General features: G+C 37.5%; 23 protein-coding genes, 2 tRNA genes and 3 rRNA genes. 18 read left to right on the top strand and 10 right to left on the bottom strand.

The window, feature by feature from the left end:
• Positions 1-39: 39 nt before the first annotated feature.
• The 5 genes from rrf to ACXX8U_RS05225 form a co-directional block, all read right to left on the bottom strand.
• Positions 40-149, bottom strand: a 5S ribosomal RNA gene (rrf, locus tag ACXX8U_RS05245).
• A 183-nt stretch (positions 150-332) separates the two neighbouring features.
• Positions 333-3216, bottom strand: a 23S ribosomal RNA gene (locus ACXX8U_RS05240).
• 190 nt (positions 3217-3406) lie between these two features.
• Positions 3407-3480: transfer RNA gene (locus ACXX8U_RS05235), tRNA-Ala, on the bottom strand.
• 91 nt (positions 3481-3571) lie between these two features.
• Positions 3572-3645: transfer RNA gene (locus ACXX8U_RS05230), tRNA-Ile, on the bottom strand.
• A 132-nt stretch (positions 3646-3777) separates the two neighbouring features.
• A 16S ribosomal RNA gene (locus tag ACXX8U_RS05225) occupies positions 3778-5291 on the bottom strand.
• The 16S, 23S and 5S rRNA genes sit together here with 2 tRNA genes alongside, the layout of an rRNA operon.
• 899 nt (positions 5292-6190) lie before the next feature.
• Between ACXX8U_RS05225 and ACXX8U_RS05220 the strand changes: the two genes are divergently transcribed.
• From ACXX8U_RS05220 to arsB, 4 genes are read left to right on the top strand one after another with little or no spacing between them, the layout of a single operon-like run.
• On the top strand, positions 6191-6523 hold the full coding sequence (locus tag ACXX8U_RS05220) for an ArsR/SmtB family transcription factor (RefSeq protein ID WP_458564922.1): 333 nt from the start codon (positions 6191-6193) through the stop codon (positions 6521-6523).
• Positions 6524-6541: 18 nt separating this feature from the next.
• Positions 6542-7006 carry a DUF6428 family protein gene (locus ACXX8U_RS05215; protein ID WP_458564921.1) on the top strand — a complete coding sequence of 155 codons (465 nt, stop codon included), beginning with the start codon at positions 6542-6544 and terminating at the stop codon, positions 7004-7006.
• A gap of 12 nt (positions 7007-7018) precedes the next feature.
• Complete coding sequence (locus ACXX8U_RS05210) at positions 7019-7654, top strand: low molecular weight phosphatase family protein (protein ID WP_458564920.1); 636 nt, start codon at positions 7019-7021, stop codon at positions 7652-7654.
• Positions 7654-8694, top strand: coding sequence for an ACR3 family arsenite efflux transporter (arsB, locus tag ACXX8U_RS05205; protein ID WP_458564919.1), 1041 nt, complete (start codon positions 7654-7656; stop codon positions 8692-8694). The genes ACXX8U_RS05210 and arsB overlap by 1 nt, the downstream gene beginning before the upstream one ends.
• A 118-nt stretch (positions 8695-8812) precedes the next feature.
• On the opposite strand, the gene ACXX8U_RS05200 is transcribed toward arsB, so the two are convergent.
• Together ACXX8U_RS05200 and rocD are read right to left on the bottom strand one after the other, a co-directional pair.
• Positions 8813-9769: an arginase gene (locus ACXX8U_RS05200; protein ID WP_458564918.1), complete on the bottom strand. Its 957-nt coding sequence runs from the start codon at positions 9767-9769 to the stop codon at positions 8813-8815.
• 13 nt (positions 9770-9782) lie between these two features.
• Entirely contained in the window at positions 9783-11066 is a 1284-nt protein-coding gene (gene rocD, locus ACXX8U_RS05195) for an ornithine--oxo-acid transaminase (RefSeq protein ID WP_458564917.1), read from the bottom strand.
• A 224-nt stretch (positions 11067-11290) separates the two neighbouring features.
• Here rocD and ACXX8U_RS05190 point away from each other — a divergent pair, with 224 nt between their 5' ends.
• The 5 genes from ACXX8U_RS05190 to xerA all read left to right on the top strand — a co-directional run bounded on the left by ACXX8U_RS05190 (position 11291) and on the right by xerA (position 17549).
• Positions 11291-11743, top strand: coding sequence for an Lrp/AsnC family transcriptional regulator (locus ACXX8U_RS05190; RefSeq protein ID WP_166139113.1), 453 nt, complete (start codon positions 11291-11293; stop codon positions 11741-11743).
• A 19-nt stretch (positions 11744-11762) separates the two neighbouring features.
• Complete coding sequence (locus ACXX8U_RS05185; RefSeq protein WP_458564916.1) at positions 11763-13964, top strand: penicillin acylase family protein; 2202 nt, start codon at positions 11763-11765, stop codon at positions 13962-13964.
• A 114-nt stretch (positions 13965-14078) separates the two neighbouring features.
• A complete protein-coding gene (locus ACXX8U_RS05180) occupies positions 14079-14849 on the top strand; it encodes a dienelactone hydrolase family protein (RefSeq protein WP_458564915.1) in 771 nt (256 codons plus the stop codon).
• 317 nt (positions 14850-15166) lie between these two features.
• On the top strand, positions 15167-16177 hold the full coding sequence (locus ACXX8U_RS05175) for a M28 family peptidase (protein ID WP_458564914.1): 1011 nt from the start codon (positions 15167-15169) through the stop codon (positions 16175-16177).
• Between the two features lie 328 nt (positions 16178-16505).
• A complete protein-coding gene (xerA, locus tag ACXX8U_RS05170) occupies positions 16506-17549 on the top strand; it encodes a site-specific tyrosine recombinase/integron integrase (RefSeq protein WP_458564913.1) in 1044 nt (347 codons plus the stop codon).
• Between the two features lie 131 nt (positions 17550-17680).
• On the opposite strand, the gene ACXX8U_RS05165 is transcribed toward xerA, so the two are convergent.
• The 3 genes from ACXX8U_RS05165 to ACXX8U_RS05155 all read right to left on the bottom strand — a co-directional run bounded on the left by ACXX8U_RS05165 (position 17681) and on the right by ACXX8U_RS05155 (position 19825).
• The gene (locus tag ACXX8U_RS05165) at positions 17681-17926 is read right to left on the bottom strand and encodes a hypothetical protein (RefSeq protein ID WP_458564912.1); all 246 of its coding nucleotides are present in this window, start codon (positions 17924-17926) and stop codon (positions 17681-17683) included.
• 163 nt (positions 17927-18089) lie between these two features.
• Positions 18090-18239, bottom strand: a complete 150-nt coding sequence (locus ACXX8U_RS05160; protein WP_458564911.1) for a hypothetical protein — start codon at positions 18237-18239, stop codon at positions 18090-18092.
• 1169 nt (positions 18240-19408) lie between these two features.
• The gene (locus tag ACXX8U_RS05155; protein WP_458564910.1) at positions 19409-19825 is read right to left on the bottom strand and encodes a hypothetical protein; all 417 of its coding nucleotides are present in this window, start codon (positions 19823-19825) and stop codon (positions 19409-19411) included.
• Between the two features lie 187 nt (positions 19826-20012).
• Between ACXX8U_RS05155 and ACXX8U_RS05150 the strand changes: the two genes are divergently transcribed.
• From ACXX8U_RS05150 to ACXX8U_RS05110, 9 genes are all read left to right on the top strand, one after another.
• Entirely contained in the window at positions 20013-20444 is a 432-nt protein-coding gene (locus ACXX8U_RS05150; protein WP_458564909.1) for a hypothetical protein, read from the top strand.
• Complete coding sequence (locus ACXX8U_RS05145; RefSeq protein WP_458564908.1) at positions 20435-20569, top strand: hypothetical protein; 135 nt, start codon at positions 20435-20437, stop codon at positions 20567-20569. The genes ACXX8U_RS05150 and ACXX8U_RS05145 overlap by 10 nt, the downstream gene beginning before the upstream one ends.
• Positions 20570-20608: 39 nt before the next feature.
• Entirely contained in the window at positions 20609-21013 is a 405-nt protein-coding gene (locus ACXX8U_RS05140; RefSeq protein ID WP_458564907.1) for a hypothetical protein, read from the top strand.
• A 171-nt stretch (positions 21014-21184) separates the two neighbouring features.
• Positions 21185-22036 carry a hypothetical protein gene (locus ACXX8U_RS05135; protein ID WP_458564906.1) on the top strand — a complete coding sequence of 284 codons (852 nt, stop codon included), beginning with the start codon at positions 21185-21187 and terminating at the stop codon, positions 22034-22036.
• Between the two features lie 193 nt (positions 22037-22229).
• Positions 22230-22589 (top strand): hypothetical protein, encoded by a 360-nt coding sequence (locus ACXX8U_RS05130; protein ID WP_458564905.1) that lies wholly within the window; start codon positions 22230-22232, stop codon positions 22587-22589.
• 152 nt (positions 22590-22741) lie between these two features.
• Positions 22742-23404 (top strand): hypothetical protein, encoded by a 663-nt coding sequence (locus ACXX8U_RS05125; RefSeq protein WP_458564904.1) that lies wholly within the window; start codon positions 22742-22744, stop codon positions 23402-23404.
• Positions 23405-23554: 150 nt separating this feature from the next.
• The gene (locus tag ACXX8U_RS05120; RefSeq protein ID WP_458564903.1) at positions 23555-24088 is read left to right on the top strand and encodes a hypothetical protein; all 534 of its coding nucleotides are present in this window, start codon (positions 23555-23557) and stop codon (positions 24086-24088) included.
• Between the two features lie 154 nt (positions 24089-24242).
• The gene (locus ACXX8U_RS05115; RefSeq protein WP_458564868.1) at positions 24243-24845 is read left to right on the top strand and encodes a hypothetical protein; all 603 of its coding nucleotides are present in this window, start codon (positions 24243-24245) and stop codon (positions 24843-24845) included.
• Between the two features lie 167 nt (positions 24846-25012).
• Positions 25013-25603: a hypothetical protein gene (locus ACXX8U_RS05110; protein ID WP_458564902.1), complete on the top strand. Its 591-nt coding sequence runs from the start codon at positions 25013-25015 to the stop codon at positions 25601-25603.
• Positions 25604-25773: the final 170 nt, after the last annotated feature.

Below are 25773 nucleotides of genomic sequence, written 5' to 3'. Positions count from 1 at the left end.
GATAAAAAAAAGCCCATCCGATTAGAATGGGCTTTCAAAGAAAGGCAACGACATACTCTCCCACATAACTGCAGTACCATCTGCGCAGGCGGGCTTAACTTCTCTGTTCGGGATGGGAAGAGGTGAGCCCCGCCGCAATAATCACCTTAAGGTTGTTAGTCTAAAGTCGAAGGTCTTAAAGTCTAAAGTTAACCTTTGGACTTGTGACTTTCGTCTTTGGACTGCTCTTGCGTCGAGCAAATATCTTAACATACTGAGATAAAGAATATAAAAAAGTATACATTGAAGTATTAGAAAGTTTCTCCCTCCCGATTACTCGGGAGGAAAAGGGTGTACATAAGCTTACGGGTTATTAGTACTACTCGACTATGACATTACTGCCTTTACATCTATAGCCTATCAACGTGGTCATCTCCCACGACCCTTAAAAGAAATCTCATCTTGTGGTGGGTTTCGCGCTTATATGCTTTCAGCGCTTATCCCTTCCAAACGTAGCTACTCTGCGGTGCCACTGGCGTGACAACAGATACACTAGAGGTTTGTCCAATTCGGTCCTCTCGTACTAGAATCAGATCCACTCAAATTTCTTGCGCCCACAGTAGATAGAGACCGAACTGTCTCACGACGTTCTGAACCCAGCTCGCGTGCCACTTTAATGGGCGAACAGCCCAACCCTTGGGACCTTCTCCAGCCCCAGGATGTGACGAGCCGACATCGAGGTGCCAAACCCCCCCGTCGATATGAGCTCTTGGGGGAGATCAGCCTGTTATCCCCGGCGTACCTTTTATCCTTTGAGCGATGGCCCTTCCATGCGGAACCACCGGATCACTATGCTCTACTTTCGTACCTGATCGACCTGTATGTCTCTCAGTCAAGCTCCCTTATGCCATTGCACTCTACGCACGGTTACCAAGCGTACTGAGGGAACCTTTAGAAGCCTCCGTTACTCTTTTGGAGGCGACCACCCCAGTCAAACTACCCACCAAGCAATGTCCTCCGCAATGCGGAGTTAGGCCTCAGATAAACAAAGGGTTGTATTTCAACAATGACTCCACAACGCCTAGCGACGCCACTTCACAGTCTCCAACCTATCCTACACATCATTTATCCAAGGTCAATACTAAGCTATAGTAAAGGTGCACAGGGTCTTTTCGTCCCACTGCGGGTAAGCGGCATCTTCACCGCTACTACAATTTCACCGAGCTCATGGCTGAGACAGTGTCCAGATCGTTACACCATTCGTGCAGGTCGGAACTTACCCGACAAGGAATTTCGCTACCTTAGGACCGTTATAGTTACGGCCGCCGTTTACTGGGGCTTCATTTCAATGCTTCTCCGAAGATAACATCTCCACTTAACCTTCCAGCACCGGGCAGGTGTCAGGCCCTATACTTCATCTTACGATTTTGCAGAGCCCTGTGTTTTTGATAAACAGTCGCCTGGACCTCTTCACTGCGGCCAGCATTGCTGCTGGCGACCCTTCTCCCGAAGTTACGGGTCTATTTTGCCTAATTCCTTAGCCATGAATCTCTCGAGCACCTTAGGATTCTCTCCTCGACTACCTGTGTCGGTTTGCGGTACGGGTACTTATTACCTGAAGTTTAGAGGTTTTTCTTGGAAGCCCTTAGGCGCACTATCTCTTCTACCGAAGTATCCGAGTACTATCGTATTTCCCCAAAACCCGTGGATTTGCCTGCGGGTCTTATAGGTAGGTACTTCAACGAACTATTCCGTCAGTTCGCGGCGCTTTCATCACTCCGTCACCCCATCACAGTAATAACTAGTACGGGAATATTAACCCGTTGTCCATCGACTGTCCCTTTCGGGTTCGCCTTAGGTCCCGACTAACCCACAGCTGATTAGCATAGCTGTGGAAACCTTAGTCTTTCGGTGTGCGGGTTTCTCGCCCGCATTATCGTTACTTATGCCTACATTTTCTTTTCTAACCAGTCCAGCATACCTTACGATACACCTTCTACCCTGTTAGAATGCTCCCCTACCACTTACAATAAATTGTAAATCCATAGCTTCGGTAATACGCTTATGCCCGATTATTATCCATGCTCGTCCGCTCGACTAGTGAGCTGTTACGCACTCTTTAAATGAATGGCTGCTTCCAAGCCAACATCCTAGCTGTCTGGGCAGACAAACCTCGTTCTTTCAACTTAGCGTATATTTGGGGACCTTAGCTGATGGTCTGGGTTCTTTCCCTCTCGGACTTGGACCTTAGCACCCAAGCCCTCACTGCACGGAAACATTATATAGCATTCGGAGTTTGTCAGGAATTGGTAGGCGGTGAAGCCCCCGCATCCAATCAGTAGCTCTACCTCTATATAACTTTATGCCGTGCGCTGCACCTAAATGCATTTCGGGGAGTACGAGCTATTTCCGAGTTTGATTGGCCTTTCACCCCTACCCACAGGTCATCCGAAGACTTTTCAACGTCAACCGGTTCGGACCTCCACACTGTGTTACCAGCGCTTCATCCTGCCCATGGGTAGATCACACGGTTTCGCGTCTAACACTACTGACTAAAGCGCCCTATTCAGACTCGCTTTCGCTACGGATCCGTGGCTTAACCACTTATCCTTGCCAGCAACGTTAACTCGTAGGCTCATTATGCAAAAGGCACGCCGTCACCCCACTAAAGGGCTCCGACCGCTTGTAAGCGTATGGTTTCAGGATCTATTTCACTCCGTTATTCACGGTTCTTTTCACCTTTCCCTCACGGTACTGGTTCACTATCGGTCTCTCAGGAGTATTTAGCCTTAGCGGATGGTCCCGCCAAATTCAGACAGGGTTTCACGTGCCCCGCCCTACTCAGGATACCACTATTTATTATACTCGTTACCCATACGGGACTATCACCCTCTATGGTTCGACTTTCCAGTCAATTCCGGTTCCTTGTACATAAAATATCGTGGTCCTACAACCCCAACATTGCCGTAACAACATTGGTTTGGGCTAATCCGCGTTCGCTCGCCACTACTTACGGAATCACTTTTGTTTTCTTCTCCTCCGCCTACTTAGATGTTTCAGTTCAGCGGGTTTGCCCACCTATCGGTGTACTATCTCTTCAAGATAGTGGGTTGCCCCATTCAGGTATCTACGGATCAATTGGTGTGTGCCCATCCCCGTAGCTTTTCGCAGCTTATCACGCCTTTCATCGCCTCTGAGAGCCTAGGCATCCCCCATACGCCCTTATTTTGCTTATTGTACCAATCGTAAAATTAATTACGACCGTTTTTTTTCGCTTTTTCTAATAAATTAGAAAAAACTGCTTTCTACTTTTTATTATTTCTTATCTCAATATGTCAATGAACTTTATTTAGGTCAAAAGTTGTAAAGCCTAAGGTCATAAAGTCATACTTTTGACTTTCAGACTTTAGTCTTTCGACTAAATTTGTGGAGAATAACGGAGTCGAACCGTTGACCTCCTGCGTGCAAGGCAGGCGCTCTAGCCAGCTGAGCTAATCCCCCATTTTTTAGTTGGCAGTTAACAGTTTTTAGTTAACAGTACTTAAAACGGTTACTCAACCTCTAAAATTTCCTTTTCGAATGGTTAAAATAGTAGTCCCGGGCAGACTCGAACTGCCGACCCCTACATTATCAGTGTAGTACTCTAACCAGCTGAGCTACGAGACTCTGTTTTACTTCATTCTTCTTTTCAATTTCTTTAAATTAACAGCAAGAGTAATAGAACTTCTTTATTTAGTAAGTTCCTCTATCATTTATCTTTTTCCCTAGCGTGTATTACTACTAACACTAAGGCTCTAGAAAGGAGGTGTTCCAGCCGCACCTTCCGGTACGGCTACCTTGTTACGACTTAGCCCTAGTTACCAGTTTTACCCTAGGCAGCTCCTTGCGGTCACCGACTTCAGGCACCCCCAGCTTCCATGGCTTGACGGGCGGTGTGTACAAGGCCCGGGAACGTATTCACCGGATCATGGCTGATATCCGATTACTAGCGATTCCAGCTTCACGGAGTCGAGTTGCAGACTCCGATCCGAACTGTGACCGGTTTTATAGATTCGCTCCTGGTCACCCAGTGGCTGCTCTCTGTACCGGCCATTGTAGCACGTGTGTAGCCCAAGGCGTAAGGGCCGTGATGATTTGACGTCATCCCCACCTTCCTCACAGTTTGCACTGGCAGTCTTGTTAGAGTTCCCGACATGACTCGCTGGCAACTAACAACAGGGGTTGCGCTCGTTATAGGACTTAACCTGACACCTCACGGCACGAGCTGACGACAACCATGCAGCACCTTGTAAATTGTCTTGCGAAAAGTCTGTTTCCAAACCGGTCAATCTACATTTAAGCCTTGGTAAGGTTCCTCGCGTATCATCGAATTAAACCACATGCTCCACCGCTTGTGCGGGCCCCCGTCAATTCCTTTGAGTTTCATTCTTGCGAACGTACTCCCCAGGTGGGATACTTATCACTTTCGCTTAGCCACTGAGATTGCTCCCAACAGCTAGTATCCATCGTTTACGGCGTGGACTACCAGGGTATCTAATCCTGTTCGCTACCCACGCTTTCGTCCATCAGCGTCAATCCATTAGTAGTAACCTGCCTTCGCAATTGGTATTCCATGTAATCTCTAAGCATTTCACCGCTACACTACATATTCTAGTTACTTCCTAATAATTCAAGTTTAGCAGTATCAATGGCCGTTCCACCGTTGAGCGATGGGCTTTCACCACTGACTTACTAAACCGCCTACGGACCCTTTAAACCCAATGATTCCGGATAACGCTTGGATCCTCCGTATTACCGCGGCTGCTGGCACGGAGTTAGCCGATCCTTATTCTTACGATACCGTCAAGCTCCTACACGTAGGAGTGTTTCTTCTCGTACAAAAGCAGTTTACAATCCATAGGACCGTCATCCTGCACGCGGCATGGCTGGTTCAGACTTGCGTCCATTGACCAATATTCCTCACTGCTGCCTCCCGTAGGAGTCTGGTCCGTGTCTCAGTACCAGTGTGGGGGATCTCCCTCTCAGGACCCCTACCCATCGTCGCCATGGTAAGCCGTTACCTTACCATCTAGCTAATGGGACGCATGCTCATCTTTTACCGTTGGAACTTTAATAATCTCTTCATGCGAAAAAACTATACTATGGGGCATTAATCCAAATTTCTCTGGGCTATTCCCCTGTAAAAGGTAGATTGCATACGCGTTACGCACCCGTGCGCCGGTCTCTAGTTCCGAAGAACTATACCCCTCGACTTGCATGTGTTAAGCCTGCCGCTAGCGTTCATCCTGAGCCAGGATCAAACTCTTCATCGTATATTGTTTGTCCGCCGTGGCGGACTGTTGTATGACGATAAATTCTATCGGTTCTTTTCAAATCTCTCGATTCTATTACTCTTATTCTTTTGTTTTGAAATCTCTTTCAAAACGGCTGTCAATTCAATATGTCTAGGAACGTATTCTTCTTTATTTAATACGCTTTTCGTGTGTCTCAAAGCGGGTGCAAAAGTAGAAATTTCTTTTTAACTATGCAAGAAAAATTTAAAGTTTTTTTCGAAAATGTTTTTCTCAATTTTCTTTTCTTTTTCTCTCAATATGTAATAAGAACTCTGTTGTATTGCGGGGTGCAAAGGTAACATCTATTTTAACTCTGGCAAACTTTTTGCAATCTTTTTTTAAAAATTGTTTCTTCGTTTGTTTCAGGTTTTTAGTAGAACGTTGCGCTGATTGCGGGTGCAAAACTACAACCTTTATTCGCTTTTACAAGCCTTTTTTAAACTTAATTGTAAACTATTTTTTAATTGTCTTAAAATCAAAGGGGTTAAATATAAAGTTTTTTTGGTTGGTAAGATAGTTGGGGTGGTTTTGAGGGGTTGATGAGGGAATTGGGCAGTGATTTGATAATTCGTCTCATTATATATAGCCTTAAATGTAGTTGTGTTTTAGTCTATATATAAGTAGCTGTTTTAAAATTCGTCTTTAAAATATGCAGCTCGCGTTAGGGATAGCAGCGGAAAGCCCGCAGGCACTACCGTCTTGAGGGAGTGGCGAGGACTTGCAGCGAATAGCCCGACGACTTGCTTGATCTTGCCCTAACAAAAGGCAAGAGCAAGAAAAGCGGAACGCCCAACGAAAAGAACTCACCTATATATAATGTATAAATTGTTGTTTTAATTTAAAAGTTTATCGTAATATTGCAATATTAATATATAACGATGGGTACAACTAAATTTGAATTTTATACAGAAGAACAGAATGAGCTGGCTGTTTTAGCAAAAGCAATTGGCCATCCGGCGCGTATTGCCATAATAGAACACCTGATTAGTGTTGGGAGTTGCGTGTGTGGCGCGATTGTAAACGAACTTTCGCTGGCGCAACCAACGGTATCACAACACTTGAAGGAACTTAAAAATGCAGGTATCATTAAAGGTTCACTGGAGGGCAATGCGATTTGCTACTGCTTAGACGAGAAAGGATTCGCTAAACTAAACACTTTTTTTGGAAAAATCACTACTCATTTTGAAAACAAAAACAACGCTTGTTGCTAATATTTAAACACTTAACCAATGAAATTATCAGAGATTAAAGCAGAATTGCATCAATTGAATCAGGTAACATTTGTTTTGCCTGATGGCTCGTATGTACCAGAACATTTTCATGTTACCGAAGTGGGCCTACTCGTGCGCCGTTTTGTAGATTGTGGTGGGAAATTACGAGAAGAAAAAATAATCAATTTTCAACTATGGGATGCGAATGATTACGACCATAGACTGAAACCAGCTAAGTTATTGTACATTATCAGTATATCTGAAAAAATGTTAGAAATGGATGACTATGAAGTCGAAGTTGAATACCAGAGTAACACCATTGGTCGTTATGATATTGGTTTTAATGGTACTGATTTTTTGTTGCTGAACAAACAAACTGCCTGTTTGGCTGAAGACCAATGCGGGATTCCGGCTCCCAAGCAAAAATTAAGTTTAAATACACTAACCAACAACAGCTGCACACCAGGCGGAGGTTGTTGCTAAAATACAAGTGGAATGAAAAACTCTAACACTACCCTATTGCCCAAATTACAAGAAAGTATTGAGCGATTAGATTATGACTCTATAGCTGTAGATAGGCGCAACCTTTTGAAGCCGATGATTGAATATCTTCAAGATAAAGTTTCTGCGGGATCAAACATCAGGCTGAACTTTATTTGCACTCATAATTCAAGAAGAAGTCATTTGTCTCAGATCTGGGCACAAGCAGCTGCTGCTTATTATGAGATTCCCAATGTTTATTGTTATTCTGGCGGGACAGAAGCAACGTCACTTTTCCCGATGGTTGCTGAGACTTTGAAGGAAAATGGTTTTTTGCTAGCAACTATTGCAACAAGTAGTAATCCTATTTACACAATAAAACACAGTTTAAATGAGCCTGCTGTAATAGGTTTCTCTAAGAAGTATGATGATGACTTTAACCCCACCGATGAATTTGCTGCTTTAATGACTTGCTCACAAGCGGATGAAGGCTGTCCGTTTATATTTGGAGCTGAAAAAAGAATTCCGCTTCAATATGAAGATCCAAAATTATTTGATAATACAACAGAGCAAGCCGCCAAATACATGGAACGAAGTTTACAAATTGCAACAGAGATGTGTTTTGTGTTTTCTCAAATAAAATCAAAGTAATGGCAAAGAAAAGACTTCATTTTTTAGATCAATATCTTACGCTTTGGATATTCTTAGCAATGTTGCTTGGTGTGAGTATTGGTTACTTTATTCCCGATAGCAGTACTTACTTGAACTCCTTGTCTAATGGAAGCACAAATATTCCGTTAGCAATAGGGTTGTTGTTGATGATGTATCCGCCATTGACTAAAATAGATTTTTCGAAAGTGCCACTGATGTTTCAAAAACCAAAATTACTTGTACTATCATTATTAGTCACTTGGATTATTGGTCCATTTTTAATGTTTGGACTTTCGACATTGTTTTTGCAAGATTATCCAGAGTACATGACCGGCCTCATTATTATAGGTATCGCGCCTTGCATTGCAATGGTTATTGTTTGGAACGAGTTGGCCGAAGGCAATCGGGAATTAACAGCTGGTTTAATTGGCATTAATAGCCTTTTACAAGTTTTCTTTTTCAGTTTTTACGCTTACTTTTTTTTAGAGATTATGTTGCCTTTGGTAGGCATCAAAGGATTAAACTTACCAATAACCATTGGAAGCATCGCGGAAACAGTTGGAATTTATCTCGGTATTCCATTTGTATTAGCACTTATAAGTCGGTACGGAATTATAAAAGCAAAAGGACAAACATGGTTTAACCAAAAATTCATTCCTTTTATATCACCAATTACTTTAATAGCATTGCTTTTTACGATTGTAATTATGTTTAGTTTAAAGGGTGAAATGATAGTTGCCTTGCCTTTAGATGTCATTATAGTCGCAATTCCTTTGGTAATCTTTTTTACCATCATGTTTTTCTTAATGTTTTTTGTGGCGAAAAAATTTGGTGCTAATTACAAAGATACGGTAGCACTTTCGTTTACTGCATCGGGGAATAATTTTGAATTGGCGATTGCTGTTTCTATCGGTGTTTTTGGCATTAATAGTGGTCAAGCTTTTGCGGGTGTTATTGGACCTTTGGTAGAAGTACCTGCCTTGATTCTGCTTGTGCGGGTTGCCTTTGCTTTGAGAGAAAAATACTTTTTGAAAAATTAAATATTGCATAAAACAAAAAGCATCGATAGAACTGCTATCGATGCTTTTTTGTTGGTAAAAATTATAAAATTAAAAAGATTAGAATGTTCATTTTTACGCGGTGGTAGCTTTATTATCCCTATGATTCAAGCAAGGTAGTTGTAAATTCTTCTAAAATCTCAAAAGCTGTTTCTGCCATTTTGTTTCCTTTCGTATCGAGTAAAGGATTGATTTCAACGAATTCAATACACGCTACTTTTTGAGAAGCTACAATTTGTTTTAACATTGCTTTTATTTCTAGTGGATCAAATCCTCTTGGCACAGGAGTTCCGGTACCGTAAGAAACCATATCGCAATCTAGAGAATCAACATCAAAAGATACGTAAATTATGTCGCAATCGTTCATTTTGTTCAAAGCTTCGGCTACGCAAACCTCCAGACCTCGGTAGCGCACTTCGGCTACTTTATAATTTTTTATTTGCAAGCGTTCGATTTGCTTGTCTTCTTCTTCTTCGGTATCGCGAACGCCAAAATAAACCAAGTTTTCTGGAAGCACTTTTGCTCCCGAGAAACCAATATTTTTCATTTGCTCCCAATCCTCTTGTGTATCAAGGCTTACGTCATTATTTTGGCACTCTAAATTATCTTGTCCTAAGGCAGCTGACAAAGGCATGCCATGAATATTTCCGGATGGCGAAGTGTACGGCGAATGTAAATCGGCATGAGCATCAATCCAAAATACACCAATTTTTTTATCCGGATAAGCTGCTTTTATCCCACTAAGTGTTCCCAAAGCAGAGGAATGATCGCCAGATAAAACAATTGGAAAAAATCCTTCTTGCAAAGTACTTTTAACTACCTCGTGTACGCGGTTGCACTGCTCCAACACATGCTCGATTCGCTTGGCCGATGTACTGGTACTTTTATTATAAATAGTTTCGTTGTGCGTTTTTACATCCTGAAACAGATATTGATTAAAATAATCATTGTCTCGATTAATAGCTGCAATTTCTAAAGCGTCGATTCCTAAATCAGATCCACGTGTTCCTGCACCAATATCAGATCTGTTTTTAATTAGTTTTATTGTTGTTTTCATAAAAATCCGCAGTCTATTTAAAATCGTTCAAAGCCCGTTCGATAATTCCTAAACACTCGTGAATTTGAGATTCGGTTATCACCAATGGCGGCGCAAAACGAATTTTATTTCCGTGTGTTGGTTTAGCAAGCAAACCGTATTCACTAAATTTCATGCAAATATTCCAAGCCAAATCGGATTCCTCATCGCAGTTTACAACAATCGCGTTTAGCAATCCTTTTCCGCGAACCAATGTTATGATTGGATTTCTCGCTGCAATTTCGTTCAAACCTTGACGCAACACTTCGCCTAGATAAGCTGCATTTTGAGCCAAATTTTCGTCCTTAACTACCTCAAGTGCTGCAATAGCAACTGCTGCCGCAACAGGATTTCCTCCAAAAGTAGACCCATGTTGACCTGGCTGAATGACATTCATAATGGCATTATTCGCCAACACAGCAGAAACAGGATAAACTCCTCCAGAAATTGCTTTTCCTAAAATTAAAATATCAGGTTTTACCTCAGGCGTATTTTCACAACCGTTTTTGCATTCGCAATTGCCACAAGTTGCCAATAAACGACCTGTACGCGCAATACCTGTTTGCACTTCATCAGCAATAAACAAAACATTGTGTGCTTCGCACAGTGCTTTGGCTTTTGCCAAATAACCTTCGCTTGGTACATACACTCCTGCTTCACCTTGAATTGGTTCTACCAAAAAACCAGCGATTGTGCTTGATGATTGCAAAGCTGCCTCAAGTGCTGCAGTATCATCGTATGGAATTTTTATAAATCCAGCAGTAAAAGGTCCGAAGCTTTTACGCGCATTTTCATCATTTGAAAAAGAAACGATTGTAGTTGTACGTCCGTGAAAATTATTTTCGCAAACAATGATTTGTGCTTGATTTTCTGGAATACCTTTTACTTCATAAGCCCATTTTCTGCACAGTTTTACAGCTGTTTCAACCGCCTCCGCACCAGTATTCATTGGTAAAACTTTGTCGAAACCAAAGTATTTAGTCACATATTCCTCAAAAGGACCTAATTGATCGTTGTAAAAAGCACGTGAGGTTAGAGTTAGTTTTTGCGCTTGCTCCATCATTGCTCCCACAATTTTCGGATGACAATGCCCTTGATTCACTGCTGAATAGGCCGACAAAAAATCAAAATAACGTTTACCATCAACATCCCAAACATACACTCCTTCTCCTTTTTCGAGCACTACAGGCAAAGGATGGTAATTGTGTGCGCCATATTTTTCTTCTTTCGCAATTAATGCTTCGGCTTTATTGGATAAATGGGAATTTGTTGATGTCATAGCAAAACGTATTTAATTAGTACTGAAACAAAAATACTAATATTATTTAAAAAACCACATAAAAAACAATAATTTGACTTAAAATTAAACTTAAAAAAATATTTTACACAATTTACAACTATTAAAAAGTCATTTTATTAAAGATAATTAGAGACTAAATTTTTAATTTGAAGAAAAAAAAGTACTTTTATAATTCGTAAACACTTAAAACACAAAAGCCTGATATGGAACCCATAGACGATTTCGATATTAAAATCATTCAAGAATTAGAAAAAGACGGTCGTATGGCCTACTCCGCGATAGCAACTACTTTAAAAATTTCGAATACTATGGTGCATCAACGCATCAATCGATTGATTGAGCACGGTATCATTACGGGTATTAAACCCATCATTAACGAAAAAAAATTGGGTTACGATTGGGGCGCCTTTACAGGATTAACATTGAATAAAGATCAAGATTCAGATCGCATTATCGAAGAGCTGAAGCAAATTCCTGAAATTACAGAGTGCTACTACATCACGGGATCTTTTACTTTGTATGTAAAAATAAACGCAAAGAATCACGAACACATGCGTCGTATTCTTTACGAGAAAATAGACAATATTCCTGGAATTGCTAAAACCGATTCAATCATTGAGCTAGGCTGCGCCTTTAAACGCAATGTAAGTTTGTAAATCTAAATACTTCACTCCTATGAAAATTTTGTCAAAACACATTTCTATTGTTTTAATAGCTTTATTTTTTACTACAAATACCTTTGCACAAAGTATTGATAAAAAAGAGATTAACCGACTCGAAAAAACTGCAAAGCAAGTTCAAATCATTAGAGACCAATGGGGAATTGCACATGTGTACGGAGCGACTGATGCCGATGCCGTTTTTGGACTTTTGTATGCACAATGCGAAGACGATTTTAAGCGCGTTGAAATGAATTATATTGAGAAACTAGGTCGATTAGCGGAAGTAAAAGGCCAAAGTGTTTTGTATAATGATCTCGAAACTAGATTACTTATTGATACTGAAGCCGCACAAGCTGACTACAAAAAAGCGGCGCCTTGGCTGAAAAAATTGCTTCAAAGTTTTGCAGACGGAGTCAATTACTACTTATACAAACATCCAGAAGTTAAACCGAAACTTTTGCAACGTTTTGAACCTTGGTATCCTTTATTATGGACCGATGGCAGCATTGGCGCCATTAGCAATGGTGGATTAACTACCGCTGAACTTAAAACTTTTTATTCAGGTAACAGTAGTAAAGTAGCTTATACAGAGCGAGAACCAAACGTGCAAACAGGATCAAATGGTTTTGCCATTGCCCCATCAAAGTCGGCTACGGGAAACGCAATGTTGTACATCAATCCGCATACTACTTTTTACTTTAGACCTGAAATTCAAATGAGCAGCAACGAAGGTTTGCAAGCATACGGCGCTGTTACTTGGGGACAATTTTTTATTTACCAAGGTTTTAACGAAAATTGCGGTTGGATGCACACCTCGTCAAATGTTGATGTAGCCGATTTATATGCTGAGAAAATCGTTAAAAAAAAGAATCAATACTTTTATGAATACGAAGGTAAATTACGAGCCGTTCAACAAAAAAACATCACCATATCGTATTTAGAAAACGGAAAATTAATCCCAAAAACTTTTACCACTTATGCCACGCATCATGGACCGATTATGGGCGAGCGCGATGGTAAATGGATTAGTTTGCGCGCCAACAACAGATCAATGATTGGCTTAGAGCAAAGTTGGTTGCGTACCAAAGCAACTTCGTTTGCTAGCTATCAAAGCGCAATGGATTTAAAAGCCAACACCTCTAACAATACTGTTTATGCGGATAAAGAAGGGAATATTGCCTATTGGCACGGAAATTTTGTTCCTAAACGCGACCTGAACTTTAATTGGTCGAAAGAAGTTGATGGCAGTATAAAAACTACTGAATGGCAAGGCTTACATGCAGTTTCAGAAAGTGTGCATGCTTACAACCCAAAAAATGGATGGCTACAAAACTGTAATTCTACACCTTTTACAGTAGCAGGAATCGAAAGTCCAATGGCGCAAAATTACCCTAATTACATGGCTCCCGATGGAGAAAATTTTCGTGGCTTAAATGCCGTTCGACTGCTTGGGCAAGATAAAAAATATACTTTAGAACAATTAATCGCCGATGGGTACAATACCAAACTAACTGCTTTTGAATATTTGATTCCTGCTTTGCTTAACGCTTACACGAAAACTTCAGCTGCGAATACTGATACATACAAAAATCTGGAAGAACCTATCGCTGTTTTAAAAAATTGGGATTTTCATTCCGATGAAAAATCTGTCTCAACAACATTAGCCGTAGAATGGGCTTACCGATTGGATCCTATTTTACAAAAAGTATACGTGAATCAAGGTGAAAAAGATCAAGTTCAAAACGCCATCGCTTTTGCAGAAGCAGCCACAGCTGAACAATTGTTACCGCAATTGCAGGCCGTGGTCGCTGATTTACAGTCTAAATTCAATACTTGGCAGGTGCCATGGGGAACCATCAACCGTTTTCAACGCAGCTCGGGCGCTATTGATTTAACCTTTGATGACGAAAAAGAAAGTTTACCAATAGGTTTTGGACCAGCATTGTGGGGAAGTTTGCCAGCCTATAAAAGCAGCTATGCTAAAAATACGATCAAGCGTTATGGCAGCAATGGCAATAGTTTTATTTGCGCCGTAGAATTTGGACCAAAAGTAAAAGCCAAATCACTTTTGGCAGGCGGCAACAGCGGTGATGCCAATTCAAAGCATTTTGACGATCAAGCCGAAATGTACCAAAAAGGAGTTTTTAAAGACGTATTATTCTACAAAGAAGATGTTTTGGCTAATGCTAAAAAATCTTATCACCCTGGAGAATAAACCTGAAGGTTGGGTCTATCATTTTTAAAAATAGCGGCATTGGTTTTTTCCATCAAACTTTTCCATAGTGATTAAAATAAGCTTCAAATTTGTAGTAACAAAAAATAAAAAATTATGAAACAATTCGTTTTAACATTATTGGGTGCTTTTGCGATTTCGTTTGGCGCACAAGCTCAATTAAAAGCCGTTGCTTATTCTGATGGCGCTCAAAAATTAAATGGTTTATCAATTGCTCCTCAAAAAGGAAGTAAAAGCAAACCAGGTATTTTAATTCTTCCCGCTTGGAAAGGCATTGATCCGCATGCCAAAAGATCAGCCGAAGAATTATCAAAAATGGGATACTATGCCTTTGTCGCTGATATTTATGGAGAAGGAAACTATCCGCAAAACACACAAGAAGCAGGACAAAGAGCGGGTTACTACAAAAACAACGTAAAAGAGTACCAAAGACGCATACAATTGGCACTAGACCAATTGGTAAAAGCAGGTGCTAATCCGGACAATATTGTGACCATTGGCTATTGCTTTGGTGGAACGGGCGTACTTGAAGCTGCAAGAGCCGATATGAAATTGAAAGGAGTAGTATCATTTCACGGAGGTTTAGGACGCGATGCCGCAAGACCCAACAACCCAATTACCACGCGCGTTTTGGTATTGCACGGAGCAGACGATCCTTATGTTCCTGCAGCTGAAATCTCAGCTTTTCAACAAGAAATGAGAGATACAAAAGCCGATTGGGAAATGATTTATTATGCTGATGCAGTGCATGCTTTTACAGAGCCTGAAGCTGGCAATGACAAGTCAAAAGGAGCTGCTTATAACGAAAAAGCAGCCAAACGTTCTTGGGCACGCATGAATACCTTTTTGAAAGAGGTTTTGCAATAAAACAAAAACACATTATTTTAAAACAGTACACCATTGGTACAGCACTTTCATAAAGTTTGTACTTATTAATGAGGTACTGTTTTTTTATACCCAAAAATTCACACGACGCTCAAGACTCGATTCGCTTTTGCAACAGCGCACCATTAACAACTCTTACAGCCTCGAATAGAAAACAAAATCAAATTTGTTTAACTATCCAAAGTAAGTTCACGAAAAAGATAATATTGTTAAATTCCTACATTATTGGGTTAAAATTTTCATATTTGAGAATCTTTTACTCATATTTGTCACTTAGTAAAAATTAAAAAACGAAAACCATGAAAAAAATCCCATTATTGGCAGTCATAGCCGGGCTAACCATCAGTTGTGGCAGTCAAAAAACTGGTGTTGTAGCGGCAAATCCAGGCAAATATATGAATACCATTACCGCCGATGAGTTAAAAACACATCTTTACATTGTAGCTTCGGATGAAATGGAAGGCCGCGAAACAGGCTCCGCAGGACAAAAAAAGGCAGGTAAATACATGATTGAACAATATACTAAAAACGGAATTTCGTTCCCAAAAGCTGCCACTGATTTTTATCAAAAAGTGCCGGCTAGTTTTTTAAACGCTAGAAGAAATCAAAACTTACCCGACTCTGAAAATATTTGGGCTTTCATTGAAGGATCCGAAAAACCTGAAGAAGTAATTGTGATATCTGCGCACTACGATCACGTGGGTGTCGAAAAAGGGAAAATTCACAACGGAGCCGATGACGACGGTTCAGGAACTGTGGCACTTTTAGAAATTGCACAAGCTTTTCAAATGGCTAAAAAAGCAGGACACGGACCAAAAAGATCCATCCTGTTTTTACACGTAACGGGCGAAGAGCACGGCTTGCTAGGCTCTCGTTATTACTCAGAAAATCCGTTGTTTCCGCTAGCCAATACGGTTGCTGATATCAATATTGATATGATTGGCCGTCGCGACAAAAACCACAGCAATAGCAATTATGTATATGTAATTGGGGCTAACCGACTTTCAAGCGAGCTAGACGCCATTTGCAGCACTGCCAATGCGACCTACACGCAGTTAGAATTGGATTACACCTTTAACGACCCAAAAGATCCCAACCGTTTTTATGAGCGTTCAGACCATTATAACTTTGCGAAATTTGGAATTCCATCGGTGTTTTTCTTCAACGGAGTACATGCCGATTACCACAAACCTACCGATACTCCTGACAAAATTGAGTACGATGCATTGGCAAAAAGAGCCCAATTTGCCTTCGTAACGGCGTGGGAATTAGCTAATCGTGCGAACCGCATCGTGGTTGACAAAAAATAATTATTGGGGCACCACCTTCCCTACACTATCGTTTCGGAAAGGTCGGGCTATCCGTTACAATCTCCCGAGAAAAATCGGGAGGATTTTCACTACTATCCCTGGTGCATAAAAAAAGCTTTGATTCACGTCAAAGCTTTTTTTATGGCCTATTTTCAAGAGATTGAACTTCTTTCAAAAGGCAATAAAACATTTGATTGCTGCATTGTTAACACAATACAAAACACTATTAATCAACACAAAAGAACACTAAATTGTCAAAATTTACGACCTAATTTCTAGCACAAATTCCAAATTTTTCTTATCTTTAATATTCGAAATTTTTATTGCTATGAATTGGAAAGCCACTGCACTTACACACAAAAACGAAACACGCATTGCCGTATATTTTGACAGAAATCCGGATCTAATAGCCCGAATCAAGCAATTTGAAGGCGCACGTTGGAGTCAGAGTTTAAGAGCGTGGCATGTACCGGCAACACCGGAAAATGTGGTTCGTTTTCGCGTAGAAATTCCAGAAACTCATCATCCCTCTACCGAAGGCGTTCATGAAATAATTAAATTTCAAAACTGGCTCCGCTCCAAGCGTTACAGCGAAAACACAATTAAAACGTATTCTGAAGCCCTTAAATCCTTCCTCACCTTTTTTAGAGAAAAAGCTGTTGTTGCAATTAACAACAACGACATCATCGAGTACAACAACACCTATATTTTGGGTAACAAATTATCGGCTTCGTACCAAAACCAAATTGTCAATGCCATCAAATTGTATTTTAGCACCGTTCAAGAAACCAAGATTGAAATTGAAAAAATTCATCGTCCGAAACGCGAAAAAGTGCTGCCCAACGTTTTGAGCAAACAAGAAGTGAAACAAATCTTGAACGCACACAACAATATCAAGCACAAAACAATGCTTTCGTTAATTTACAGTTGTGGTTTACGACGCAGTGAACTTTTAAACCTAAAACCCGTTGATATAGACTCGAAAAGAAATATCATTATAATTCGCCAAGGCAAAGGCAAAAAAGACAGAATAGCACCTTTATCGCCAAAAATACTTGACATGCTTAGGACCTACTATACAGGTTACAAACCAAAAACATGGTTGTTTGAAGGCATGTATGTGGGCGAACCTTATTCTGAAAAAAGCTTACAAAGCGTTTTAAAACAAGCTTTAGAAAAAGTAAACATTACCAAACCGGTTAGTTTACATTGGTTGCGTCATAGTTTTGCAACTCATTTGCTAGAAAGTGGCACTGATTTGCGATACATACAAGAATTATTGGGACATAATAGCAGCAAAACCACCGAAATCTACACGCATGTTAGTACGAAAAATATCCAACAAATTAAAAGTCCGTTTGATGATTTGTAAAATAAATCACTTATATTTGGTTCAAATAAAACTGACGTCAGTCAGACAAAGCCACCCATTTTTGGGTTGTTATATCTGATTTTGTAAGACGTATATATAAGTTATCACTCAGCTTATGAATAGCGTTGTGCTTAATCTTCTTGATAAAAATCAGTATTTCCATTTGCGTCACACAGAATATATTTACCATCATAAAAAGGAGGTAAAGCTTCGCATATATCTCCCTCAGATGAAAATTTGAAATATTGTTTACCAGTTTTGAAAATAATGCCTTGATACCTTGTAATGTATATTTCAATATCGTTTTTTGATAAAAACTCGTTTAATGATTCTAATTTTTTAAAAGTTTCAGAATCTTGTTTTAATACTTTTACCATATTATGTCAGGTGTTAAAAAGCCGAAGTGATAACAGCTAGTATAGCTCACTAAGGCAAAGGTTATTAATTTGTTTAATTGTCTGTGTTTTTTATGATTTTGGCAACTCCGAAACATAACGCTGGCTTAACCCTTAGCGTGCCATACTAGCGAAACGTTATCACTCAGCTTGAGTGTAACTGCTTAAATTCGTGTGCGGGAGCATAATACTCTCGACCATTGTCTAATCGTATCATAATTGAACGACCATAATAATTATTAAACTCTTTTACAAAAGTTCCTACTTTGCCAGTTAAAACGTGAACATATTTCATAATATTTATGTGAATTAAGCCGAAGTGATAACAGCTAGTATATTTCAGCTTGGTGCTTTGGCTTAGGTTATTAATTGTGTGTATTTGTTTTAAATTGTGCTAGCGGAATAATGGTCTTGTACTTATCCAAGCCGAAATTATACTAGCGGGGCGTTATGTGCAATTATGAGCTCGAAACCTGATAAATAGCTTAAAATTGGATTAAAAAGGAAAACGTTTAAAGCGGAAAATAAAGAATTTAATTTTTCGTCAAGCCTTGCAAACGAGATTTGCTGAAAATGTATTTTCAAAGCGAAGACGCTTAAAGGGCTTGCCAAAGTTATAAGAAAAAAACCAGAAAGTCAAGTGTTTTTTTATTCTAACTAATTAAACGTTAGACTTTAGCAATTTTTAAGCTAAGATTTTAAAAGACTACTCCTATCCGTACGGTAGGATAAGATCAATCTTTTAAAATCATTTATCTAGTTTTCTCACATCCTAACTGTTCCTGCTTTTCTTTTCGCGGCAGAAAAGAAAACAGCACATAACACGGGCTAAGAGAAATGCCTTGCGCTTTCCTGGAGAAAATAGTACAAACTAAAAAATTTGACTATTTTAGCTAAAAATAGGAAAGCAGCCGAAAAAAGGCACTTCTCCTAGCCCGAAACCGTTATGTGCAATTATGAGCTCGAAACCTGATAAATAGCTTAAAATTGGATTAAAAAGGAAAACGTTTAAAGCGGAAAATAAAGAATTTAATTTTTCGTCAAGCCTTGCAAACGAGATTTGCTGAAAATGTATTTTCAAAGCGAAGACGCTTAAAGGGCTTGCCAAAGTTATAAGAAAAAAACCAGAAAGTCAAGTGTTTTTTTATTCTAACTAATTAAACGTTAGACTTTAGCAATTTTTAAGCTAAGATTTTAAAAGACTACTCCTATCCGTACGGTAGGATAAGATCAATCTTTTAAAATCATTTATCTAGTTTTCTCACATCCTAACTGTTCCTGCTTTTCTTTTCGCGGCAGAAAAGAAAACAGCACATAACACGGGCTAAGAGAAATGCCTTGCGCTTTCCTGGAGAAAATAGTACAAACTAAAAAATTTGACTATTTTAGCTCAAAATAGGAAAGCAGCCGAAAAAAGGCACTTCTCCTAGCCCGAAACCGTTATAAGCCATTTTAGGACGACCGCTACCAATCAGACGAACTTGATGATGAACTATCATAAGAACTTCCTGAATCATAACTTGATGAATCGCTACTGCTTGACCAACTACTGCCACTATCATAAGAACTACTGTCGTTGTGGCTCGAATGGTGGCTACTGCTATCATAATTAGAATGACTTGAACCACTATCGTAATTAGATGAATTATCGTTGTGGTTTGAATGACTACTACTATTATCGTCATTGCTGTTTCCTATCCAAAATGGACTTAACGGATTTAACGGACTTAAAAGATTTGTAGGGCTTAATAAGTCGTTATCATTGTTGTTTTGCGAATTATTAGTTGAATAACCGCCACCACTTACGCCATTTGAGTAAGTTCTTTTTTGTTCTTTTTTTGGCTCTTGTTTTTTACCGAATAATCTTTTTAACCAATTCATTGTTTTTAAATTAAATTGTTACGCCAAACACGAATAAAAACGGCTTATAACAGTGGTTTGGCAAAATACCGCCACAAGCCTTTGTACTAAATTTCAACATTCTGCAAGGCGGTACTTCGCCAAGCCCCAAAACGTTGGCGGTAACCTTATCGGAAATCAAGAAGAATATATGTTAATAATTAAAACTATGAAGAGACTACTTTGTTTGTTTATTTTCCTTTTTCTTTCTTGTAATGAAAGTCCAAAAAGTAAAAATTATTGCGTAAAAAAAATTTCATATGTAAATCAAAAACAGAAATTAATTCCCTCCATAATACAAATTGAAATTAAAGATTCCGAAAAGTCGATATTGAAAAATATTGAAATGGGAAAACTGACAAATGTTTTTCTATATTCTTTAAAAAAAGAAGACAGATATTACTTTCGTTATATTGACGAAATGAAAATTAAGGGAAAACCCAATACAGATAAAGAGTCAATAAAATTAACGCTTATAACAGGCTATTTTGATAGCAAAATATATCATAAATGGACAAAAGAAGAAATTGAAAAAATTTTAAAAACTGATATAGGTTTAGTAATCGGAAAAGATACGTTAAGATTGAAAAAATGCAACTAAAAAGGCTACCGCCAACACACGCTACAAGCGATTTGGGCATTTGGTTTAATGGGAAAATTGGTTTGTATTTGGAAGTTTTGGCTTATTCGAAAAATAACGCTACTTTAGACCCAAACCGCGTGTAGCGCGGGAACGTTGTAAGCAATTTTCAGAAAACTCGCATAATGAAAGACATTCAGAAATTACTAAAACCAAAAGTTACCGAATTTAAGAATAATTTTCCTGATTCAAATCCTGAAATTTTTAATATCAGTTATGATTTATGGACTTTGAAAATAACTTTAGGTTTTGATGGAATTAACAAGCCGATTTATATCATTTTTAAGAATGTTATAGGATTCAGAGTGTTGGACGAGGGAAACCTTCTGGAATTTTGGAATAAAGAAGTGAGAGTTTCTGGATGGCTTTGGAAAGTTGAAAGTGGAGGTTGGTTTGAACTTGAAAAATTAAGGTCAGGATTTTTAGCGCAAAATCATCGAGAAAATCATAATGAATTTTTAATTGCTGGAATCAATGATTGTGTGAGTGTGTTGGCGGAAACAGAACCGCTAATTATTGATTCGGAATAAAAAACTGCTTACAACAGCCGTCTCAAGCCATTGCGAATTTTCTCCTAAATTGACGCTTTCGTTTCGCAAGTTTATTTATATTTGGTGGAAAATAATCGCGTCCGAAGTTCGCAACGGCATGAGGCGGCGGGACGTTGTGTGTCATTTTAGCCGAACGAAAACCAGAATTAAATGAGAAAGATTCTCCTACTTTTTATACTTTTTTGTGGAAATTTTATATTCTCACAAAACTTTGAAAATATAAATAAAATCAAATTTTCATACATGCATGGAGGTTCTTCTTGGGGAAAAAATGGTATTTACTCAAGAAGTGAAATATTTGAATTAACTAAAACTGAGAATGGAGATTTTAAAATTTCACAACATCTTAAAATAAACCAAAAAGTATACAATAAAGTCTTCTCAGAAGATTCAATAACAATTAAAACATCAAATTATAAAACCATTCCAAAAAGCGATGTGGATTATCTTTTAACTTCACTAAATACAAACAAAGAGAACTTTACTGAAGAATTTTTAATGCAAAATTTCACAAAACCAACTAAAAAAGAAATTTTAAAAATCGCAAAGCAAAATGGCGATAAAAACTATTTAAAAAATGATTACGACGAAAAAAATGATACTAAAAAAAAATATTCTGAAATTCAAAACTATAAATATTTTGATGAATACTTAGAACTAAATAAACCTAACTTAAACATAATATCATTAACTCTGGACGGTTGGAATAGTTTAGGAATTATTACTTTCTCAAAAGAAGAAACAAAATTATATGATTTAGATTTTCCTAAATATTGCGGACATCCGATTTCCGTAAATTATATTGAAATAAACGAAAAGGATAAAAAAATAAATATCATAGAAAACAAAAGTTCCTCAATAATTAATTTAAATGTGAATATAACTTTATTAAAAATATTACCAAGAAACACAAAATTAAGTATTGAGTTAAATCTAAATAATATTCGAGATGAATATATAACTTGGTTTTTAGAAAATAAAACAGACGAATTTGAATATTAAAAAAAAACGAACACACAACAGGCGTTTGGCAAGATTGCGAATTTTGTAGTAAATTCACGTTTATTTCTCGCAAGAAATTTTATCTTTAACAGAAAATAATCGGTTCCGAAGTTCGCAACCTCGCCAAGCGCCGGAACGTTAGCGGACATTGCTCAAAACCGCGGAAAATATGACAATTACATTGAATAAAACTATGAATACAGAAAATCTGACAGCCCTTTTTGAAACAAAATGGTTTGATTTATATCAAACTGGTTTAAACGCAAGATTTTCGGCTAATGGAATGGATTATCACTACAAATATGAAAATAAAAATTCAATTAAATCCTTGATTGTCATTTTGGGAAACGAAGAAACAAAAACTAAAATACATTTTGACGAAAAAGGAAATCTAAATTTTGATTATAACATAGAATCACAACATAATTCTGAAAGTTTTAAAAATTGTGATCAAGAAGATTTTCATTTAATGCTTGCATATGCTTTTATATTTGTTAGAGACAAAAATTTTGAATATCATAAAGAATGGCATTCTAAACTTGAAATAAATTAATATTGCAACGACCGCTAACAGGCGTTTGGCAAGATTGCGAATTTTGTAGTAAATACACGTTTATTTCTCGCAAGAAATTTTATCTTTGATAGAAAATAATCGGTTCCGTAGTTCGCAACCTCGCCAAGCGCCGGAACGTTAGCCGTCACTTTATGAATATCCTGCAAAACATAAAAACACTTTTTCAACAAACTGACAAGAAAACTGACTTGACAATTGAGTATGGACAAAAATTGAAAAATTTCTTTCCCGCTTTTTTGTTTGCTGACCTTGAAAAAGTGTTAGAAATTATGCCTTTGAAAGAAGAAGTTTATATTAACTCTTTTGGACAATCTTACAAAGTTGAAAATGGCATTTATGGAGAACAAACTGAAGTTAAATTATCGACAGACGAACTAACTTTTTTCATTTATAGAATTTATTTTAATGAACCAAACCCAGAACTTGAAAACAAATTAACAGAAACTCAAAAAAACATTCTAAATTGCATTTACACAAGACACTACAATGGTTACATTAGAGAAAAACGATTAAAAAACTTGTTGGGCTTTGACCAAGAATGGATTTTGCCGTATAAACTGCAATTACTTGGCGAATATGTTATAGAAATTCTATTTGAACTTGACAAGCATATAACTGATGAAAACGTTCAACAATACAAACAACTTACATTGAACAATAGAAAATATTGGGAACAAACAAAAAGTAGAATGACAAGTTATTGGAGCGAATATTATAGATATCCTAACTACAAAAGAATAAAGAATTATATTGGTTATAAAATAATGAAACGAATAAACAAAGCGAACGGCTAACAGGCGTTTGGCAAGATTGCGAATTTTGTAGTAAATTCACGTTTATTTTTCTCAAGAAATTTTATCTTTGATAGAAAATATTCGATTCCGAAGTTCGCAACCTCGCCAAGCGCCGGAACGTTATGCCTAATGGTACAAAAGACGAGTAATATGATAAAGAATCCGAAATTAATTAAAATACTTAAGATTTTTGCATCAGGGTTAATGATGCTCGTGATATTGACATTAACTATCAATCTCATTGAGCCACGCATTGAATTTCCTAGCGTTGAATTTAATAGACTTTGGGGATTTCTGATTTGTTATTTCTGCTTGATTTCATTTTTAATATTTATTCTAATTTTCAAGAGCTTTAGTAAAATTGCTAAATGGATTTTATTGGTTATTGGAACCCCAACTGTTACAATATCAATATTTTACATATTGACTATGAGCCTTAAACTTGAATATGAGCCACATTTTGATAGATATATAGCATATAGAAATATAGATAAACCTAGTCAATATGTAGTTGTTCAGGATTATGTGAAATGGAAGCCTAATCGACCATCGGTAGATACGGCCTTGATTAAAGATTTTTATTTCATACGAAAGGCCGAGCATCTTGACTCTATGAAAATTAAAGGGACATGGATTAGATTAGATGAGAAAGGAAAAGTAATTGATACTATATTGATTAAATAAAAACCACTAGGCATAACACACACTACAAGCAATTTGGGGATTTAGCTTAATGGAAAAATTGGTTTGTATTTGGAAGATTTCGCAAATCCGAAAGATAACGCTGATTTAATCCCAAACTGCTTGTAGCGCGAGAACGTTAGCAACCATATCAGAAATGAAGCAACTAAATATCATAATTATAATTTTGACTTTCATCTTTTTTGGATGTGAAAAAAAAGTCTCTGAAGCGGAATTTGAACAAAATGTCTTTGACGAAGTGTTTATAAAGATTGTAGATTCAACCTACATCGACAAAAGACTTTATACTCTTTTTCCAAAACAAGGAAAACCTATCTATGACAAAAAAGGCAAATGGATAGGTTTGGATTCGACAGGGCAAAAACAAAGAGATAAAGAGTGTGAAATTAAAAGGACAGCTTTGAAAAAAGACACACTTAATCTTGTTATTGCAGTTGGAAATGACGGTATAATAAACAGCAAAACTAACGTCGAAAAATACAACAATAAAAAATTTATTTTTAAGCATTTTGATGAACTTCCCAAAGTTGAAGAATATAAAAATTGGGAAACTAAATATCCAAAATTTGCTGGTACAATGTCTTTCTCTCATATAAAATTCGATGCCAAAAAAGAATCTGGTGTTTTAAATGTAAGTTATAGTTGTGGCGGAAAATGTGGCTTAGGATATTCAGTTGTCATCAAAAAAATAAAGAATAAATGGTTTATTGCTAAAATTGAGGAAACCTGGATTTCATAAAGATACGGTTGCTAACACACGCTACAAGCAATTTGGGGATTTGGCTTAATGGAAAAATTGGTTTGTATTTGTGATGATTTGGCAAATCCGAATAATGGGCTTAATTTAGTCCCAAACTGCCTGTAGCGCGGGAACGTTACCAGTAATTTTATCGCAAAAATCTTAAAATGAGCAATTTAATATTTTATAGTTTAGGTTTTTTAATCTTTCTTCCGATAATTATTGGTTACTATATTGATTATAAAAGTAATCCAAAAGAATTCAACTTATCGCTAAAATCTTTGTGGAAAAAACGATCATCAAAAGCTTTATTTTTATTAATTATATACTTCAGTTTGGTTAAAATCTATGAACATACTATTCCTTTAAACAAAAACAATGGAATTGAATATAACTCAACAAGAGAAAAACTTGGAATTCCAATTATTGGCGAAAATTGGAAAATAAACAAATCTGAATCTAATCAGTTTGAAACCTATTGGTGGAAATCAGAACCAAAAAATGGACATTTTAAAAAAGTTATTGAATATGGAATTTTGAAAGCAAAAACTGAAACTGACTTTTATCAAAACAAAAAACAAGAAGGAACATTTGCGTGGTCAATTTATAATTTTGAAAATAAATCTTTTGAATACTACATTGAAAAGCCAAACGAAAAGATAGTTTCTGTTACAGAAAGAGGAAATTTGAAATATGAAAAACCGACTATTGAAACGAAAATAAACAAAACGGAATTTGAAAAATATATAATTGAATAAAAAAAACTACTGGTAACAGCGGTTTCAAGAAATGGCGAGGCTCGGGATTTATCAGAAATCAGAAAGGTTTTTAATTAAAAGTTTTGTTATATTTGTGAAGGCTTGGTCTTGGTTCATCGCCACTTCTTGAAGCCGCGAAACGTTAGCAGATATTATTCCCAAAAATGACG

Source organism: Flavobacterium sp. GNP001 (genome assembly GCF_054343775.1).
The sequence above is the reverse complement of the archived record's forward strand: the minus strand, read 5'-3'. Positions and strand labels throughout refer to the sequence as shown.